This is a genomic window from Lysinibacillus sp. GJ-1, from assembly GCF_021166035.1.
Taxonomy (GTDB): domain Bacteria; phylum Bacillota; class Bacilli; order Bacillales_A; family Planococcaceae; genus Lysinibacillus; species Lysinibacillus sphaericus.
Map to the genome: position 1 here is coordinate 4,635,352 of NZ_CP088912.1, position 19,155 is coordinate 4,654,506.

Below are 19,155 nucleotides of genomic sequence, written 5' to 3' on the forward strand. Positions count from 1 at the left end.
TGGGTCCTACCGTTATTTCGCAGTCTATAATAAATATAGTCAATTTGTTTTTTTGATTTGCAGTGCCTGCTTATTTGTTGCAATATGGATAGCCATGTATATGGCAAATACCAGACCAATTGCACCAAAAATAACAGCTACAAGCTGTAGAGAAAACCAATCTGCCATTACGCCTAAACTAAATGTAAGTACTATTTGAATAACACTTTGAACAAGGCTGACAGCGCTACCGAATCGTCCCATTAAATGTGGTGGAATGTTTTTTTGGTAGACCGTATCATATCCCGTATTGCTAAATGCCATAAAAACACCTAACGTGATAAAGCAACCTGTTGCAAACCAAATATTGCTGGACGCATAGAATAAGGTATAGGATAACATCGTACATGTTAGTCCAACTCCTATATAGGTAGTGATTGAAAATTTCTGTACTAAAGCCATTGCCAATAAACCACCAACAATAGCCCCTACCCCTGCAACACTGACAAGTACACCATACAAACTATCAGAAGCTGATAAAACTTTTTTGATAAACGTCATTTCTTGCGAGTCTAATGCAAAAGCAACCATGAGTGCAATTTGATAGGCAATAAAAAATTTTAAAAATTGCCTTTGTTGTTGTATAAAAGTCCAAACGATTTTAAAGTCAGTTATCATTACTCGAATTGTAAGGACTCCCCGCTTCTCTTTCACTTCCTCCTCTAAGTTCGGTAAACGGGCAATCACCCATGCACAAACAAAAAATGTCACACTGTTTACCCACATCGCAATATTAATATTAAAAGAGGCAATAAGCACACCCGCGATGACCAACATAAAAGAACCTGAATTGAATGTACCTAACAGGGCATTAAAACGTTGCTTATCTGCATCGTGCACGTATTTGGCAATATAATATGTACTGCTTGGTCCAAAGAAACTACTAGCGACATTCGCTAAAAATAATAAGCCGTAGACAAGCCAGATAGATGTCATAAAGGGCATTAAGAAAACAATTAGTCCACGTAAAACATCCATCGCAATCATAATGTTTCTTTTATTTGACCGATCAATAATGGAACCTGCCACAAAATTTGTAAGGATACGGGCAATCGGACCAACAATAAAGATACCTGCTACTGCTGTTGCTGAATACGTTAAATGCCAAACCATTAAGTTTAAAGCAACGAGATAAATCCAATTTCCTAAATAAGAAAAGCCAAATCCCCCTAATAATAAGCCATAGCTTCGAAAAATCTTCATAGCAACCCCTCCCCCCTACCTTATGTTACCAAAAACTTGATAAATAATAGTGTATTCGTTAATACCTTCTTACCCTAAACGCACAAAATTCACTAACTTTACACACTTAATGTTTTTACAAGATGATTTCTAAGAGTTTCATAAAATCATTCTATGTTGCTTTGCATTCACTTTTCTTACTATAAAACTATACAAGAAAGGTGGTGCTTCGATCATGGACGGACAGCTTTTATTCAGTACTGTTTTTATTGCGGGAATTCTTTCTTTCCTCTCCCCCTGTATTGTCCCTTTACTACCGGTTTATTTTTCAGTTTTGTCAACCAATGAAAGTGGAACTGCTATGCAACATGGCTTCTCTATCGGTAAATGGCATGTAAATACACATTTACTATTTAAAACGATTATTTTTGTTGTCGGTCTTTCAACAAGCTTTGTGATTTTAGGATTTGGCGCCGGTTTTCTTGGTTCGGTCATTAATACAGACTGGTTTATCGTCGTCTGTGGGGCAGTAGTCGTTTTGCTCGGTCTACATCAAATTGGCTTCATTAAATTAGCCGTGCTTCATAAAGAAACGAAAGTGCAGCTAACACGGAGTAATAAACGTGACTTACTCGGCACCTATCTTTTGGGTCTAACATTTAGTATGGGTTGGACACCTTGTATCGGACCAATTTTAGGAGCAGTGTTAGGCTTATCAGCAAGTGAGGGGCAAGCTACTTATGGGGCGCTGATGATGTTTTTCTATGCACTTGGATTACTAATTCCCTTTTTAGTTCTTGCACTTTTTTCCGATTTCCTTTTACGTCATGTTACAAAAATCAATAAGCATACAAAGAAAATTAAAATTGCCGGTGGTATCATGATTATTTTCATGGGAATTGTTTTAATGACAAATAATTTAAACCTATTATTAACATTCATTCCACAATAGAAAGGAGATTTAGTATGAATCATTTAAAACATCTTGTTATTTTGTTCGTAGCAGTCCTTTTTTTAGGGGCATGTTCTGCAGATTCCAAAAATACAGCTACTACTACTGCAGCGGCTAGTAACGAGGGCATTGTGGCCCCCTCCTTTAACTTAGTTGATGTTAAAGGGGATCGTTATAATCTTGCTGACTACAAGGGTAAAAAAGTGTACGTAAAGTTTTGGGCTTCTTGGTGCTCTATTTGTTTAGCTGGCTTAGAAGAACTAAATACATTGGCTGGTGAGGAACAGGATTTTGTTGTCTTAAGCATCGTTTCGCCGAACTTTAATAATGAAAAAGACAGTGCTGCATTTATTAAATGGTTTAATGGGGTTGAAAACACTTCAAATATTAAAGTGCTATTAGATGAAGATGGCGCCATTGCAAAACAATACAATGTGCGAGCATATCCAACGTCTTCCTATATTGGATCTGATGGCAAACTAATTCAAACGCTCCACGGCCATGTAGGCAATCCACAAATTATTGAGAAATTTAAAAGTATCCAATAATAAAGGGAGGAATCTCTAATGAAGATAAAATTATTTGGCGTATTAGTAAGTATCTTACTACTTTTATCTGCATGCTCAGCGGACACTTCTCTGTTAGCAAGTAATGCAAGTACAGCACAAGCACAATCTAAATATCCACCAAACCCTAACGTCAATGTCAGTTTTGATACAAATAATTTAAAAGATATTTGGCTTGCAGGTGGTTGCTTCTGGGGTGTAGAACATTATATGGCGCGTGTTTATGGTGTCTATGATGCCGTATCTGGTTATGCAAATGGCAACACAGAAAACCCAACCTACGAAGACGTCATTTGGAAAAATACTTACTATGCAGAAACAGTTCATGTGCGCTATGACCCTGAACGTGTTAATTTAGAAAAACTATTAGCACATTTCTTTCAAATAATTGACCCAACTTTACTCAATCAGCAAGGAAATGACCGTGGTACCCAATATCGTACAGGTATTTATTATAAAGATGAAGCCGATAAAGCGATTATTGACAAAGTAATAGCAAAAGAACAAGAACGCTATGATAAGCCTATTGTTACCGAGGTGGAACCACTTGTTAACTTTACAATTGCAGAAGAGTACCACCAAGATTATCTTGAAAAAAATCCAGATGGCTATTGTCATGTAAAGTTTGATTCTTTGGAAAATCAAGAAATACCATCACTCATTGATCCTGCACGATATCCAAAGCCAAGCGACGATGAAATTAAAAAATATTAACAAAAGAACAATATCGAGTAACACAAGGCAATGGTACAGAAATGGCTTACTCCAATGAATACTGGGATAATTATGATCCAGGCATTTATGTTGATATTGTTACGGGGAGCCCCTTTTTCATCAGCGGACAAATATGATTCGATGTGCGGTTACCAAGCTTTACAAAACCAATTGACCCAGCAGTAGTGCTTGAATATGAAGATACAAGTTATAATATGATTAGAACTGAAGTGAGAAGTCGCAGTGGTGATAGCCACTTAGGGCATGTATTTAATGACAGGCCTAAAGATCGTGGCGGCTTACGTTATTGCATCAATAGTGCTGCCATTAAGTTTATTCCACAAGCCGAAATGGAAGCAGCAGGTTACGGATACTTAGTACATCTCACAAAATAATGACGGTGCCAGTCACTCAAACAATTCTGAAACAATTTATGTCGATCCACTAAAATTTACGCAGACTCCTTTTAGCAATGTACAGAACATAAGCCGCAACAGGCTCGCGCGGTTAGCGACGAATGTTGCGGCTTCCGACGTGCCCGCAGAAAGTACAGTGGATTTTGCGCATAAGCAGTGCCATTTGCATCTATGCTTGTTTAGTTGTCAATGAAGGAATAGCTCCTATTTTATGAATGTTTTTAAAGAGGTGATGTCATGTATACATTATTGGTCGTCGATGACGAAGCTATTATCATTAAAGGAATTCGCTCATTTGTTAATTTCGAGGAGCTTTCTATTTCAACGGTATTCGAAGCTTCAAATGGTGAAACCGCACTTGAAATTTTCAAAAAACATAGCCCTGACCTTATACTAGCTGACATCAATATGCCGAAAATGAACGGTCTTGATTTTGCCACTGCGGCAAAGGCACTAAAACCAGATGTCAAAATTGCTATTATTACAGGCTATGACTATTTTGATTATGCTGTAACAGCATTAAAGGCTGGCATTGATGACTATGTTCTAAAACCAGTCTCTAAAAAAGACATTCAAGAAACATTAAAAAATCTGATTGAAAAACTGCAAGCAACACAAAGCCAGCATGAAATATCGAAGCTTGTCGAAGGAATCTTAAACGATACAAAAGTACATGATGATACTGGTTATAAAGCAAAAATCCAAAAGGAAATTGACCGCAATATTGCCAATGTCGATTTTTCTTTAAGCTACTTAGCAAAACAACTGGCACTAAGTAATTCTTACTTGAGTAGCTTGTTTAAAAGCCTGTACGGCAAAAACTTTCAAGATTATATGCTCTCTACTCGCTTAGACCGAGCGAAAATTTTTTTACTTAGCACAGATATGAAAGTATATGAAGTAGCAGCAGCTGTCGGCTTTGACGACCCTAATTATTTCAGTGCCACATTTAAAAGGAAATTTGATGTTTCTCCGAATCAGTTTAGAGAAAAAATGAGGGAATAGTAATGAAGAAGTCCAATATGCTGAAAACTTTACGCATGCAAATTGCCCTTCACTATTTAAAAGCAAGTGGTGTTATTTTGTTATTAATGGGCGGCATTTTATATTATAGTATTTCCTCCGTTGTATTGAGTGAAGCAACCTCTAGTACGAAAACAGCAGTAGAAAAGAGCGGTATGTATATTGACCTTTATATTGAGCGTCTAAAAGCGGTCTCTTCTTTACTTGCTGAAAACCCTCAGCTTGTGTCCTATTTTTCAACTACAGAGCGTGATCCCGCTATGAAGCAAAATTTACTGTCGATGATTCGGACAACGATGACAACCGATCCATTTATTCAATCGGTCGTTATTGTGAGCAAAGATGGGCAAGTACTTTCCAATGAAAAAGGTTTAATTATGAGTATGTCGAGCAATATGATGAAGGAACAATGGTATATGGCGGCTGTTAATAACGGTAGCAAACCCGTTTTAACCTCTGCACGGATGCAGCACTTTTCAATGGATAAAGACAACTGGGTTATTTCGATTAGTCGCGAAATAAAAAATAATGAAGGTCAAAATATTGGCGTATTGCTTATCGATATCCAGTATAAAGTGATTGAAGACTTTTTAGCTAATTTAGATTTAGGGAAGAATGGCTTTTCTTTCATTATCAATGATCAAGGCGAAGTCGTTTATCACAGGGATACAGCGTATTTTACAGACTCCATGAAACAACAACAATTACAGCAAATAATCGCCAATCAAGCAGGCTATGATAAAGAAAAAAATACGTTAACGCACACCTATAAGTTAATGAATGCAGACTGGACGTTTGTTGGTGTCTCTTCGCAAGATGGATTGTTAATGATTAAAAGGCAATTGCTCGAAATCTTTCTGTTAGTAGGAACTGTTCTCTTTATTATTGCTGCTGTTAGTGTTGCATTATTCGCTGGACGCATTACGAAACCATTCCAACGTTTAGAAAAAGCTATGCAAACTATCGAATACGGCTTAAAAGAGGTGCCTATTAATGCAAAAGGATGCTATGAGGCACAAAGTTTAGCAAAACATTTCAATAGTATGATTGTCCAAATTGAAAAATTAATGCAAGAAATTACTGAAAAAGAGAAGCACTTAAGAGCCACAGAAATTAGTGCGCTCCACAGTCAAATTAATCCGCATTTCTTATACAATACATTAGATACAATTGTTTGGATGGCTGAGTTTAATGATAGTGAGAAAGTGATAGAAATGACAAAAGCACTCGCTCAATTTTTCCGACTTTCACTAAGTGGTGGAAATGAACTGACAACCGTAGAAAATGAATTAGATCATGTTCGTCAATATTTATTTATTCAAAAAGAACGGTATGGGGAGAAGTTAAATTATTCGATTGTCTGTGAACCAGCCATACGCAATGTACAAATGCCTAAAATTCTTTTACAGCCCCTCGTAGAAAATGCTTTATATCATGGAATTCGAAGTTCTTCTCATATTGGTCATATTCATATTAGTGCAAAACTTACTGGTAGTGATGTAGAACTTAGAGTCCAAGACAACGGACAAGGCTTCGACGTTAATCAATTAAACAAGGAGCCAACTGAAAAGCGCACAAAACTAGGAGGCGTTGGCATTAAAAATGTTGATCAGCGCATTAAACTCTATTATGGCCCTGACTATGGCATAACGATTGATTCGAGTATCGGCATAGGAACAACCATCTCTATTAAAATTCCATCAACAATAAAATCATGAACGCATTCTTTTAAAAAGGACTAAGGCATTGACGCCTTAGTCCTTTAACTCAATGTATTGAATAGTTGTCAAATACAAACTAGTGCCATGCAGTCCGCTCGCTTACGGGTTGTCGAGTGGCATTTTTCCCTTGTGCTTCAGGAAAGTTATTTGCTTGTGCTACAGCCCCATCAAAATCAAATTCAGAGCCAAACTCTCCTTGATAGAGCTTTTTACCATTTTGATTAACTTCTTGTTTTTTCGCACTAAACTTGTCCTTAGCTTTTGCATTGTTACGATTTGTGTTTATATTTGACATAGCCATCCTCCATTGATTTTTATTGAAAAGGAATCGAACTACGCGATTACTTTTCATCTTAAAGTTTGGCCAGTCTGATGGACTTTTATTTATACATGAATTCATTTATGCAAAAAAGCACAGTCTGTACTTTTGCTTGTCTAGACGTTTAATAAAACTTGTATTTACAACAAGTTAGCTAAAAAGTCTTGAACAGTTTTAGGTAACATTTGAAAGAATAGTCCTTCATATTTAATATCGAGCAGACCCGCAATAATAATAAGAATAACGATGAATGCTAAAAAGGGTTTCTTATTTTTAGAAATCCAATTCAAAAGGCTCCCCTCCTTAGAAAAATTACGTTTTAGTTCTAGATAAGTATATAGTGATTTAAGTAAAAAATATATTATTGCTTTGTATTAAAAATAAAGCTACATATTTTTAGTCACCCCAAATAGGCTTGTTACATAGATTACAATGACCCTGTACAAAGGGATGTTGAATTGAATGCAGGGCGTGAAGTTGTCTTCAGTAATTGCTTACACTTTTTTAAGAAAGGAATGGCTATGGTCAATTTTAAATTTTTTCAAGGAATCGTTTCACAAATAAATGATTTTGCTGTCGGACAGAATGGGGAAAGTGAAGGTTGTTATACTTTAATGACTGTAGAAGATGGTGCTGGTGGCATCGTTAATTTTGTTATTTCACCTTCTACTTACTTTGTAAATCAAGAAGTTGTGAGCCGTGGGGATCGCATTGTTGGGTATTATGATGGGAATGCACCTGCCCCAATGATTTATCCTCCACAATACCAAGCACTAATCGTTGCCAAAGAAAACAGCTATCAAAATGTAAAAGTAGACTTTTTTAATTCGCAATTGTTGAGTAGTGATGGGCAATTACAATTAAATGTTGCTCCCTACACGCCCATTTTACTTAAAAATGGGCAACCTTTTTCAAAAAGCCCTGCAAATCGCACCCTTATTGTTGTCTATGGCCCTACGACAAGAAGCATTCCCGCCCAAACGACACCGCATGAAATAATTGTTTGGTGTTAAGCTATTACACAGCAAATTCAATAATGATGAAATCCCCTATTCCATAAAAACCCACGCCCTTTCCGCAGGTACAACGTAAGCCGCAACTTACAATTGTTGCGGCTTACATCCTGTGCGTCTTGCAAGGCAAATTGTTTGAGTGACTGGCACTTCAATTTTCCTGTATAGCATTGCGTAAAAGTGGGCTCGGTTCCCCTACGCTATATAGTTGCAAATAATGCATAGCTCTCGTGCAGGCAGTGTAGAAAACTCTACGTAAACTGTCATCACCATATATGTGCTCAGATGCATCGTAAATGATAACCGCTTCAAATTCGATTCCTTTGGATAAATAAGATGGAATAATGACGACACCTTGTTCGTACTCCGGTGAGCCATATTTTATAAGCTTTACATCCTCAATATTGGACAAAGCTTCAAATGCATGTTTGCTTTCCTCAGCAGTTTTGCAGATAATGGCAATGCTGTTATAGCCGTCTTGTCGCAAAGCTTCGACTTTCGTTGTAATAGCAAGATGTAAAGCTGCACGATCCGATAATTGCGTTAGCACAGGTAATGCGCCATCTCGTTCAAACGGCATAATGCGTTCGCCATTCGGCACTAGTTTACGTGTAAACTCGATAATCGGTTTTGTCGAGCGATAACTACGCGTCATCGTAATAACTTCTGTTTCATCGGGCCCATATAGGCTACTCAGCATATTAAAATCAATTATTTCGCTAGCATGTGCAAAGATAGCCTGATTAAAATCACCTAGCACCGTCATCCTCGCAAAAGGAAATAAGCGTTTTAAAAACTCGAATTGAAATGGCGAATAGTCCTGCGCCTCATCCACAAGAATATGCTTGATTGTGCTATTCGTTTGAAAACCTTGAATCAATTCTTTCATCAATAAAAAAGGAGTAGCATCTTCGTAATATAATTTATCTTCATTTAACATCTCTCGCGTTGCTTGGCAAATAGCCTCCCACTCTACTGGTGTTTCACCATCTACCCACTGTGTTATTTGCTCAGGTTCAATAAACAACTGCTTGTAGATTTCCTTAATGTCGATAAATTGTAACGCACGAATTCGTTTCCGCAATGTCTTCAGCTTCTTAGATACAATCAATCGCGCAAGTTTATGAGGCTCCATCTCATAATCTACTATCGTCTCTCTGGCAAAGCCTTGCTTTTTAGCTAAATAAACGCGTGCCTTATGGTATTCTTCATTACTAAGCAATTCAATTTCTTCTTGCACCCACTCCTTTTTCCATTCAACTTTTTCGGTTTCTTTCACTTTCTTTAAAATCCATTCTGTTAATTTTTCCAGTCGATTATGGAAATTAAGTGACGTGTCGTTACGATAAAATTGTTCACCAATTTGTTGTGCGGTAAGTATCGGTTGTCCTCTGAAGTGAATGTCTTTGAATATCATACCGTTAAACTCCAGCGACTTTCTGTATGCTTTAATAACTTCAAAAAAGCGTGTAGATGCTTTGAAGCGGATGTTCGCTACTCTTATACTATGAGCAGGCGTATGGGCTTCAGTTAAGACATATTCCAATTGTTCATAAGGATTTTCAACCTCGAACTCTTTACTTAGTCGGTGATGTAGGTACTCCTGAAACGTTACTTGCTGCATATTTTCTTCGCCCAGTTCAGGCAATACATTAGAGACATAGCTGTTAAACATAGCATTAGGTGAAAATAATATAATTTGGTCGGCATTCAGTCTGTCGCGGTATTTATAAAGCAAATAAGCAATGCGTTGTAAAGCTGCTGAAGTTTTCCCACTGCCAGCTGCTCCATGTACAATAAGCAACCTGCCTTGATCATGGCGGATAATTCGGTTTTGCTCCTGTTGAATCGTTGCTACTATACTTTGCATATGCTTGTTTGTACCTTGCCCTAGCACTTGCTGTAAAATTTCATCTCCAATTGTCAAACTTGTATCAAACATGGATTGAAGTACCCCTTCACGAATTAGATATTGCCACTTTTTCTCTAATTCCCCGTAAATAATGCCTTCCGGTGTCGTGTACTGGGCAGGGCCTGGCATGTAATCATAGTAAACACTCGAAATAGGTGATCTCCAATCGTAAATAAGGAAATCCTCCCCGCTTTTATCCATAAGCGATGAAATACCAATATAGACTTGTTCTTTCACCGACATACCTTCTTCTAAAAAATCAATTCGACCGAAGTAAGGCACTTTCTGCATCCGACGCAGTGTAGACAATCTTTTAGAAGCATGTTTGTGTGTACTTTGACTGACAGACAGTGCTTGCGTTTCTTGTCTTAAGCCGATAATCGTCTCAAGGTAATCATCAAAGGTATCCATATTGACCTTAATTTCGTCCCAAAAATGTTTGCGAATATTTACTACTTCATTCTTACGCTGTAAAGTTTCTTTCTCCAACTTACTCAGTTGCTCTGAAATAGTCTCCATAACAATGTCCAAACGTTGTTGCTCTTGCTGAAACTCCGACTTCATCGCATTCACTCCTTAAAAATTAAAGTATATGGGTTGACTTATGAAAAACAATGCTCTATAATTAAAATAGAGATATTATACAATTTTAAATACGAAAGTGCATATCTATATAAATCTAACACATGCTCACATTTTTATCAATGGATTGAGCATTTTTTCTATTATTATAAATTGATATCCCAAACACTTCTAAGATGCCACTTAGAGGTGTTTTTTATTTAGAAAAAAGCACCTCTCTAAAAATTTAGAACGGTACTTTCTATTTTGGCAACTCATGCATTAATTACTTACTTTTTTATTTTTGGGTACTTACCACACTACAATAAATGCTATGAGCGCTATTACAAACATAAAGAAATAAGTAGAATTAGCTGCTATTGCATACTAGTTAATGGTTTCCTGCAATGCGAACATAAGTGATAGCAAGTAAACATGCTACAATTAATGTAAGAAGAATAGTTGGAGTGACGAAAATGAGTAAACGAGAACAACAAAAACTACAACGTCGCCAAAATATTATCCAAATTGCCAAGGATTTATTTTTAGAGCAAGGCGTTCAAAACATACAGATGCAAGACGTGGCAGATGCCGCTGGGGTTGGGATTGCAACAATATTTCGGTACTTCCCTAAAAAAGAGTATTTAGTTATCGCAGCTTCCAATTCTATTACAAATGAAATGGCGACAGATATAGGACAAATTGTCGAGCAGACGATTCCGGCTTTTGAAAAAATCGAGCAAATTTTAGATTATTATATAAGCGGCACAAAGGACCCACAGCTACGTTTAGCAAAGTTTTTTGAGTCCTTTGATTTATATGAAAAAATGGCTGCTGAATCAAAGGAGCAATATGCGGAATACTTATTTGCACGAAGCAAATTAGCTACTATCTTATTAGCATTAGCTGAGCAAGGCAAGAAAGATGGCTCATTAAGAACAGACATTGATTTAGATGTTTTTATTATAACGATGGTGCAGAATTTCAGTTTATTTACATTTAAATCAAGCCTAACAACCCATGATACGAACCTCTCTACATTCCTTTCAGCGGACAAGCAGCTCACGATGATAAAGGATGTATTTTTAACCTATATTCGACCACAATAATTGGGTAGTCGTTTGAATTGACATTCCAACTAGAAAGTTGTTAACTAGGAAGTATAAAGTGATAGCCAACTATCACATTTTAAAAATGAGGTTTAGGGGGCTTTTTATATGAGTCGTTTATCAGGTAAAGTAGCAATCATTACAGGCGCTGCACAAGGTATGGGTGCTGCACATGCTAAATTATTCGTAGAGCAAGGTGCAAAAGTTATTTTAACAGATTTAAATGAAGAAAAAGGCCATGCATTCGCTACTGAATTAGGTGAAAATGCAATTTTCGTTAAACAAAATGTTACTTCTGAAGAAGATTGGGCTACAGTCATTGCAAAAGCGGAAGAAGCATTTGGTCCAGTAAACGTATTAGTTAACAACGCCGGCATTACGATGGCGAAAAATATGCTTGATATGACATTAGAAGAATATCGACGCATTGTGGATATTAACCAAGTATCTGTATTTTTAGGTATGAAAGCTGTGGCAGCTTCAATGATGAAAGCTGGTGGCGGTTCAATCGTCAATATTTCTTCAATGAACGGTTTAGTTGCTGGTGCTGTAGGATATACAGATACAAAATTTGCAGTACGTGGTATGACAAAAGCAGCCGCAATCAATCTAGCTCCAATGGGCATTCGCGTAAACTCAGTACACCCAGGCGTAATCGCAACGCCAATGGTTGTACAAGAAGATACAAAAGCAGCAGTAGAAGAATTCTCTAAACACATTCCATTAAAACGTGTAGCACAACCAGAAGAAGTATCGAATATGGTACTATTTTTAGCTTCTGATGAATCTAGCTATTCAACAGGCTCAGAATTCATTATCGACGGCGGATTAACTGCACAATAATAAGTGATCCACAACTGAAAAAGTGTTAGATTGACTGCGTCAATCTAACACTTTTTTTGTTAATTGTAATGCCTACGTTTAGTATTATTGAGAAGATGCTATAGTTAAAGCATAATTAGTATTAATATCTTTTACTATATATAGGGGCTGAATAATATGCAACCATTTACTAAAAATGTAATAGCTGTCTTAAAAAATATACCGAGCGGTAAAGTTATGACTTATAGCCAAGTTGCAGCATGTGCTGGCAGTCCTAGAGGAGCCAGACAGGTGGTAAGAATATTACATACAATGAGTGAAAAATATAATCTTCCTTGGCATCGTATTGTAAACATCAAAGGAGAAATTACCTTTAAAAATGCAGCCCATCAAAAGGCATTATTAGAAAGCGAAGGGATAATTTTCACAGATTCTCTTACACTCAACCTAGAGGACTATCAATATAAAATCGGTCCTATGGATTTTGATTTCTGAACTAACTTTATGAATCGGTCCAATCATCCATCTACTAGTTCAAATGGTAAATCCCTTGTCTCCTTGTGAAAGGGTATTTGAATTACCTAAAAGCAACTATTGCCATTCCTTCCTTATTAAAACCCCATGGTAAATTACCATTTTTATGTACAAAAAACACTTCATTTCAACCATATATTTTAAATAACAACCTTTTAACATGTCTCCCTCAATTTACAGCTCTAAATCAAATGGCATATTACACTTCAGATTAGCTAAAAACTTCATTCAAACATCTATATTTTCGCAAAAAGTTACTATGTATAATTTTACCTTACATTACAATAAAACTAAAATTATGTATTGTATTCACTAGTTTCCATTTTTGTTATATACTATACGCTAGAATAATAAAGGAGCTTACAAATATGGCAAAAAATATTAATTTTTTATTGCAAGTTTTTTTCTTTTGCCATCAAAGACCAGACCGCTCATTCCATTTTAAAGGTAAAAAGTTCCCTTTATGTGCAAGATGTACTGGGATGGCTGTAGGATATCTCTTATCCATCATGTTAGTGATACTTTTAGGTTTAATAGATTTGCGGATTATCATATTACTAATTTTACCAATGGCTATTGATGGTTTTGGACAATTATTTGGTAAATGGACAAGTACTAATAATAGACGGTTCCTTACTGGATTATCGGGTGGTATCGGTATTATATATATTTTCTACATTATGGGTTACCAATTTTTTTTATTGGGTCAAAATGTCGGAAGAAATTTACAATGAATTATTGGAGGTACTATTATGTTTTGTAGAAACTGTGGCGAGCAAATTTCAGAACACGCCGAAATTTGTATTCACTGTGGTGTACGAGTAAAAAATGCAGTTGGGGATGACAAACCAAACTGGGGTATTAACATCATTACACTTTGCTGTGTACCACTTGTTGGATTAATTATGTATTTTATTTGGAAAAATGAAAAACCAGTTGCGGCTAAATCCGCTTTAATATTCTTCTTCATTAGCATAGGAGTTATCGTATTATTCTATATCGTAATGTTCATTATTGGACTAGCAAGTCAATAGCACGAGGGCATAGTTATGTATTGTACTCACTGTAGTGAACCTATTGCTGCGTTAACGGAAATTTGCACGAAATGTGGTGTACGACCTTACGTCACTAAAAACTTCTGTCACTCATGTGGCTCTAAGGTAGATTGTAATCAAGCCATGTGTATTGCTTGCGGCTCTATGCTAAAAGAAATTAAAAAAACGCAAGCTGCAGAATCTTATCATCCAGCGATTATAGGGATTTTAAGCTTTTTCCTCGTTGGATTAGGACAAATAATAATGGGACAAATTTTTAAAGGGTTAGTTATGTTAGTCGTTTCTTTTATATTAACATTGATAACCTTAGGATTATCTTCTTTTATTATTACACCTATTAACGTGATCGATGCTGTCCTGATTGCAAATAAAAAACGACAAGGGAAGCAAGTTGGCAAATGGGAATTTTTTTAATATGTAGGGGGTTTTACAATGTTTTGTCCTAATTGTGGTTCTAGCATTGATGACAATGCCGAAATTTGTATACATTGCGGTGTTAACGTATTAACATTTCACAAACAAAAGACTGTAGCAAAAGAAGATGCACCAAATATTTGGATTAATGTACTCAGCTTATGCTGTTTCCCTCTACTTGGTTTTATTATCTATTTTGCATGGAAAGATACACAGCCAAAAGCAGCAAAATCAGCTTTAATATTCGCGGTAATTGGTCTAGCTATTTCAATTATTGTAGCGATTATTTCATTTGTAATAGGCTTTGCAACTGAAATGATGAATGATAGCTATTATTACTATTAATTACAATAGAACACTAACTGTATGAAACAATTAAGAAGGGTAGACATTGAAAAGTCTCCCTTCTTTTAATGTATTGCTATAAATAAAAGCAACAAGCGTAAAATGTATGTACAAACTCATTGTTTTTTATTCACTATTGTACTTCTTATGTTTAATTTGATTTAACGAGGTTGCCGTCTTTATCAGTAAATTTACCAACGATAATTATAATTAAATCTACTAGTGTCCAAATACCTAAACCGCCTAATGTAATAAACATTAGTATCCCTGTACCTATTTTGCCTACATAAAAACGGTGAACACCTAAACTTCCTAAAAAGAAGCAAAGTAATATTGTTGCTACAAAACTTTTGTCTGACATGAAAATACCTCCGATAATTTTATAAATACTATAAGTTCCCACCAAATAATTATATTACATATTAAGGTTTTTTTAACATTTTTTTCTTATACCTTTTTCCGCATTTTTATAATTATATTCTAGTTATTCAGTAACTAGAATATGCTATATAAGTTCCAGTCAAACAGGTATTTTTTACTTAATATACCTATTAACGCCTTATAACATAAAAAAAGACATATTCATTTTTCTTTGAATATGTCTTACGAAGAGCAATCTTTTACTGTGTCATTAGTTTAATTAGCTGTTTATAATACGTATGATGTTCTTGAAGTTCCTCATGTTTTCCTGAACCCGTAATAAGGCCATCCTCAAACACTAAAATTTGATCGGCATGTACAATTGTAGATAAACGGTGTGCAATAATAACGGTTGTACGTCCCTTCATAACATACTCTATTGCCTTTTGTACCGCTCGCTCTGAGTCATTATCAAGGTTAGATGTTGCTTCATCTAATAATAGGATTGCTGGATTTCGGAATAAAGCACGTGCGATTGCTATCCGTTGTCTTTGTCCCCCTGATAATTTAATTCCCCCTTCGCCTACTTCTGTATCTAATCCTCTTTCAAACTGTTGAACAAAATCCCATGCGTAGGCATTTTTTAATGCCTCTATAATATCTGTTTCTAAAACATCACTTTTTCCATATGTAACATTATCGCGAATTGTGCCATTCATAAGTGGAGCTTCTTGCGAAACATATCCAAATAAGCTACGCCACTCCTTTAAATGGATTTGTTCAATTGGCTGTTCTCCAAATCGAATAGTACCCTCTGTAACATGATAAAATTGTTCTATTAATGAAAACATTGTCGTTTTCCCTCCGCCACTGGCACTAACCAATGCGGTTGTTTTACCAGCTGGAATCGTAAAAGAAATACCTTTTAAAATTGGATTATCATTGTATTGAAACACAACATTTTCAAAAGTAATTGACTCATTGGAAGGCGCAATAGCATTTTTTCCATGTCCTTCAATTGGTTCATTTAAAATTTCTTGTAATCGTTCTGTTGCACCCATTGCCTTTTGAAGCGAAGTGAAAAATGTTGCCATTTGTGTAAATGGAATAATGATTTGAACAAGGTAAATAATGATTGCTACAAGTTCACCTGCAGTAATCGCACCTGTTGCTACTTTTGCGCCGCCATAGCCGAATAATAAAATGAGTACCACCATCATAATAAACGTCATAATGGGTGATAACACGGCTAAAATTTTTGATTCTTTTAATCCAAATTGATACAAATGTTGGATTTTTTCTTCTCCATTTAGCTGCTCATAATTTTCTGTTTGTGACGTTTTCACGAGTCGTATATTCGTTAATACACGCCCCAACTGTCCTGTAAAACTAGCAAGCTCATCTTGATTTGCCCTCGCGATTTTATGAATACGTTGTCCCAGAGGCAAGGTCAATAAAATGGCTACCGGCACTGATATTAGCATCAATAATGTCATTTTCCAATCAATGATGATTAATATGATTACCGCACCCACGATGGCAAATAAGCCCGAAATAAAACTAATTAAATGATCTGTAATAAGTTCCTTAATAACATTCGTATCTTGCGTAATTCTGCTCATGGTTTCCCCAGATTCATGTGCATCAAAGTAAGGAATACGTAACCGTAAAACATGCGCCCATACCTTCATACGCAAATTAGCCACAATTCTTTCCCCAAGCTTACGCATCATATAAAACGTTACACCACTAAGTACAGCCTGGAAAATAAGAAATACACCTACTAATAAAATGGACTGCCATGAGAAACCAATCGTTGAAAAATCATTAATCATTCTCATCGTAAATAATGGCACAGTCAATCCAATAAGTGTTTCAACAATACTCAGTAAAAGAGTGCCTATCGTCAGTTTCTTTGATAATCGATTGCTATTCACAAGCTGCCAAATGCCTCGTACTGAATTATTCATCAGCTTCCCCCCTATACACTCCTAGTCGTTCAGCCTGCGAAATAAACCATTCTTCCTCTTCCTTTGTAAAAGGTGTAGGGAATAACCAATCATTAAGCTCAATATCTTCATATTCCTTTAATACTTCGACTAAATCCTCTACCATATCTTGTGGAATTAATGATAATAGCTGCTCCATTAGTGCTTTTAAAGAATCATCTTGAATCGGTTGGATATATGCCTGCTTCAATTGATTAGCTAAAGCCATGTATTTTCGATTAAATTCAATCATGTTTATTCCGGAAAAGTCGTATAGTCGCTCGATTAACTCATCAGGTAACTTACCTCGCCAATAGTCTCGTTGCTCATCCTCTTTGAGTAAGTTAAATATCATCGTTAAAAAAATGGATGTATCAATGGCTTCTTTTTGTTTTCCTATGTTAATCGCCTGATCCAAGCTCGTAATTACCCGATCGATTTGATTTCGCTTCTTCTCTAATTGGCGTTTTTGAAACATTAAAGATTCGATTAACTGCTGTTCCCCGTTCTGTAAAATATCATCTATCTCCTCCAAAGAATAATCTAAATATTTTAATGTGACGATTTTTTGAAGGGTCTCTATGTTACCATCATTATAATAACGATGCCCCGATTCTGAAATATAGCATGGTTCTATCAATCCCTTTTCACTATAAAACCGTAAAGCCCGTACCGTTAGCCCTGTCTTCTTTGCAAATTGCCCAATTGAATACATATTTTCAGCTCCCTTTCCTCCAGTATAAAATCTATCGTTACGTCAGTTGCAACTACTTTCCTCAATAAATAAAAAAGAACACCCATTTCGTGTTCTTTAGTGAATGAAAATTCTATATTATAATTATTAGCAATGTTGACCGAGAAATAAAATTGAAGAGGGGATAGATGATGAACAATTTAATTCAACAAATTAAAGCATGGGTTCTTAATTCTGATGAGAAACTCATTCTTGGTATTTCCGGTCATGGAGCTGCTGGAAAAACTACCTTCGCTCACCTATTAATGGAGGAATTAAAGACAGATGTTAACTTTCTTAATACAGACCCCTATATAGTAGATTCAGCAATTCGAAAATATGCTGATATTGATTATACATATAAAGAAATTTCATATCGTTCTAAAATGACTGCCTGCCATCCTGCAGCACATAATATCTCCTCTTTAGAAAGAGATATTTGTATGATAAAAAACAATATGGATTTGTTAACGATAGATACACATTATTCACCTAGCGAAATTTTATCTTCACAAAACCAGTTAACAATTGTAGAAGGTATGTGCGTTGCATTTACTAATCCAAAATTATTTGACCTTCTCATATATTTTTATACTGATGGTGATACAGAATTCGAAAGAAGAGCTGTAAGAGATATAGAGGAAAGAGGTATGGCTATCGATTATTTAAAGCAATCTCACAATAATCGCCGTATGCAATACGAAATCTTTATGCATCCATACAGTCAAAATTTCGATGTCATTATCAAAAGTACTCAAACCGAGCCAACGATTATTGAGAAAAATACATTTGATGTTAAAGTCATTGAACCTACTATTTAAATAAAGCCAGCTAAAACGTTGAAAACAACCGTTTTAACTGGCATTTTTTTAAAACTGCACTTACTTATGATAAGGCTCTCCCTTAATAATGCGAAAGCTTCGGTAAATTTGCTCAATCAAGACTAGCTTCATTAGCTGATGTGGTAATGTCATCTTGCCAAATGATTGTTTTTCGTCGGCACGTTTGAGGACGTCGTCGTGTAAGCCGAGTGAACCGCCTATGACAAAGGCAATTTTACTTTTTCCATACGTCATCAAGGACTCGATATCGGCTGCCATTTCTTCAGATGTTTTCATTTTTCCGTTAATGGCAAGGGCGATCACGTATGTATCTGGGCTTAGTTTTGCAAGGATCCGTTCGCCTTCTTTTTTCTTCACAATTTCCATTTCTGCCTCGCTTAATTGCTCCGGTGCTTTTTCATCAGGCACTTCCGTTAACTCCATTTTGGCATAGCCACCAAGGCGTTTTACGTATTCGTCGATCCCCATTTTTAAGTACTTTTCTTTTAGTTTTCCGACTGATACAATTGTTATATTCACACGTTATCCACCTTTA

22 protein-coding genes and 1 pseudogene are annotated in these 19,155 nt (G+C 36.0%); 15 read left to right on the forward strand and 8 right to left on the reverse strand.

The window, feature by feature from the left end; all coding sequences use genetic code 11:
• Window positions 1-39: 39 nt before the first annotated feature.
• Window positions 40-1,242 (reverse strand): MFS transporter, encoded by a 1,203-nt coding sequence (locus LO754_RS23110; protein ID WP_231785334.1) that lies wholly within the window; start codon window positions 1,240-1,242, stop codon window positions 40-42.
• Between the two features lie 214 nt (window positions 1,243-1,456).
• Between LO754_RS23110 and LO754_RS23115 the strand changes: the two genes are divergently transcribed.
• The 6 genes and pseudogenes from LO754_RS23115 (at window position 1,457) to LO754_RS23140 (ending at window position 6,610) form a co-directional block, all read left to right on the forward strand.
• Complete coding sequence (locus tag LO754_RS23115; RefSeq protein ID WP_108031082.1) at window positions 1,457-2,173, forward strand: cytochrome c biogenesis CcdA family protein; 717 nt, start codon at window positions 1,457-1,459, stop codon at window positions 2,171-2,173.
• 14 nt (window positions 2,174-2,187) lie between these two features.
• Window positions 2,188-2,721, forward strand: coding sequence for a redoxin family protein (locus LO754_RS23120; RefSeq protein ID WP_231785335.1), 534 nt, complete (start codon window positions 2,188-2,190; stop codon window positions 2,719-2,721).
• A gap of 18 nt (window positions 2,722-2,739) precedes the next feature.
• Window positions 2,740-3,453, forward strand: coding sequence for a peptide-methionine (S)-S-oxide reductase MsrA (msrA, locus tag LO754_RS23125; RefSeq protein ID WP_231785336.1), 714 nt, complete (start codon window positions 2,740-2,742; stop codon window positions 3,451-3,453).
• Window positions 3,454-3,494: 41 nt separating this feature from the next.
• Window positions 3,495-3,848: pseudogene (msrB, locus tag LO754_RS23130) on the forward strand (peptide-methionine (R)-S-oxide reductase MsrB).
• 258 nt (window positions 3,849-4,106) lie between these two features.
• Window positions 4,107-4,874 carry a response regulator transcription factor gene (locus LO754_RS23135; protein WP_025220887.1) on the forward strand — a complete coding sequence of 256 codons (768 nt, stop codon included), beginning with the start codon at window positions 4,107-4,109 and terminating at the stop codon, window positions 4,872-4,874.
• A gap of 2 nt (window positions 4,875-4,876) precedes the next feature.
• Entirely contained in the window at window positions 4,877-6,610 is a 1,734-nt protein-coding gene (locus LO754_RS23140) for a sensor histidine kinase (RefSeq protein ID WP_231785337.1), read from the forward strand.
• 79 nt (window positions 6,611-6,689) lie between these two features.
• Here the strand turns inward: LO754_RS23140 and LO754_RS23145 are convergent, their stop codons facing one another.
• Together LO754_RS23145 and LO754_RS23150 are read right to left on the reverse strand one after the other, a co-directional pair.
• The gene (locus LO754_RS23145; RefSeq protein WP_231785338.1) at window positions 6,690-6,908 is read right to left on the reverse strand and encodes a hypothetical protein; all 219 of its coding nucleotides are present in this window, start codon (window positions 6,906-6,908) and stop codon (window positions 6,690-6,692) included.
• 164 nt (window positions 6,909-7,072) lie between these two features.
• Window positions 7,073-7,222: a hypothetical protein gene (locus LO754_RS23150; RefSeq protein ID WP_227665392.1), complete on the reverse strand. Its 150-nt coding sequence runs from the start codon at window positions 7,220-7,222 to the stop codon at window positions 7,073-7,075.
• Between the two features lie 231 nt (window positions 7,223-7,453).
• Here LO754_RS23150 and LO754_RS23155 point away from each other — a divergent pair, with 231 nt between their 5' ends.
• The gene (locus tag LO754_RS23155; protein ID WP_229388097.1) at window positions 7,454-7,945 is read left to right on the forward strand and encodes a hypothetical protein; all 492 of its coding nucleotides are present in this window, start codon (window positions 7,454-7,456) and stop codon (window positions 7,943-7,945) included.
• Window positions 7,946-8,096: 151 nt separating this feature from the next.
• Here the strand turns inward: LO754_RS23155 and helD are convergent, their stop codons facing one another.
• On the reverse strand, window positions 8,097-10,421 hold the full coding sequence (helD, locus tag LO754_RS23160; RefSeq protein WP_231785339.1) for an RNA polymerase recycling motor HelD: 2,325 nt from the start codon (window positions 10,419-10,421) through the stop codon (window positions 8,097-8,099).
• Between the two features lie 473 nt (window positions 10,422-10,894).
• Here helD and LO754_RS23165 point away from each other — a divergent pair, with 473 nt between their 5' ends.
• From LO754_RS23165 to LO754_RS23195, 7 genes are all read left to right on the forward strand, one after another.
• Window positions 10,895-11,527 carry a TetR/AcrR family transcriptional regulator gene (locus LO754_RS23165; RefSeq protein WP_231785340.1) on the forward strand — a complete coding sequence of 211 codons (633 nt, stop codon included), beginning with the start codon at window positions 10,895-10,897 and terminating at the stop codon, window positions 11,525-11,527.
• Between the two features lie 108 nt (window positions 11,528-11,635).
• Entirely contained in the window at window positions 11,636-12,370 is a 735-nt protein-coding gene (locus LO754_RS23170) for a glucose 1-dehydrogenase (RefSeq protein ID WP_024364318.1), read from the forward strand.
• 156 nt (window positions 12,371-12,526) lie between these two features.
• Window positions 12,527-12,844: an MGMT family protein gene (locus tag LO754_RS23175; protein WP_024364319.1), complete on the forward strand. Its 318-nt coding sequence runs from the start codon at window positions 12,527-12,529 to the stop codon at window positions 12,842-12,844.
• A gap of 407 nt (window positions 12,845-13,251) precedes the next feature.
• Window positions 13,252-13,617, forward strand: a complete 366-nt coding sequence (locus LO754_RS23180) for a DUF2085 domain-containing protein (RefSeq protein ID WP_024364320.1) — start codon at window positions 13,252-13,254, stop codon at window positions 13,615-13,617.
• 18 nt (window positions 13,618-13,635) lie between these two features.
• Window positions 13,636-13,917 carry a zinc-ribbon domain-containing protein gene (locus LO754_RS23185; protein WP_024364321.1) on the forward strand — a complete coding sequence of 94 codons (282 nt, stop codon included), beginning with the start codon at window positions 13,636-13,638 and terminating at the stop codon, window positions 13,915-13,917.
• A 15-nt stretch (window positions 13,918-13,932) separates the two neighbouring features.
• A complete protein-coding gene (locus LO754_RS23190) occupies window positions 13,933-14,352 on the forward strand; it encodes a zinc ribbon domain-containing protein (RefSeq protein ID WP_024364322.1) in 420 nt (139 codons plus the stop codon).
• Between the two features lie 18 nt (window positions 14,353-14,370).
• Window positions 14,371-14,697, forward strand: coding sequence for a zinc-ribbon domain-containing protein (locus tag LO754_RS23195; RefSeq protein WP_024364323.1), 327 nt, complete (start codon window positions 14,371-14,373; stop codon window positions 14,695-14,697).
• 151 nt (window positions 14,698-14,848) lie between these two features.
• Here LO754_RS23195 and LO754_RS23200 read toward each other — a convergent pair whose 3' ends face one another.
• From LO754_RS23200 to LO754_RS23210, 3 genes are all read right to left on the reverse strand, one after another.
• Entirely contained in the window at window positions 14,849-15,058 is a 210-nt protein-coding gene (locus LO754_RS23200) for a TM2 domain-containing protein (RefSeq protein ID WP_024364324.1), read from the reverse strand.
• A gap of 259 nt (window positions 15,059-15,317) precedes the next feature.
• Window positions 15,318-17,027 (reverse strand): ABC transporter ATP-binding protein, encoded by a 1,710-nt coding sequence (locus LO754_RS23205; RefSeq protein ID WP_231785341.1) that lies wholly within the window; start codon window positions 17,025-17,027, stop codon window positions 15,318-15,320.
• Window positions 17,020-17,760 (reverse strand): MerR family transcriptional regulator, encoded by a 741-nt coding sequence (locus tag LO754_RS23210; protein WP_024364325.1) that lies wholly within the window; start codon window positions 17,758-17,760, stop codon window positions 17,020-17,022. Before LO754_RS23210 ends, LO754_RS23205 begins: the two co-directional genes overlap by 8 nt.
• 170 nt (window positions 17,761-17,930) lie before the next feature.
• Between LO754_RS23210 and LO754_RS23215 the strand changes: the two genes are divergently transcribed.
• A complete protein-coding gene (locus LO754_RS23215) occupies window positions 17,931-18,599 on the forward strand; it encodes a phosphoribulokinase (RefSeq protein WP_231786376.1) in 669 nt (222 codons plus the stop codon).
• A 60-nt stretch (window positions 18,600-18,659) separates the two neighbouring features.
• Here LO754_RS23215 and rlmH read toward each other — a convergent pair whose 3' ends face one another.
• Window positions 18,660-19,139 carry a 23S rRNA (pseudouridine(1915)-N(3))-methyltransferase RlmH gene (gene rlmH, locus LO754_RS23220; protein WP_024364328.1) on the reverse strand — a complete coding sequence of 160 codons (480 nt, stop codon included), beginning with the start codon at window positions 19,137-19,139 and terminating at the stop codon, window positions 18,660-18,662.
• Between the last annotated feature and the right edge of the window lie 16 nt (window positions 19,140-19,155).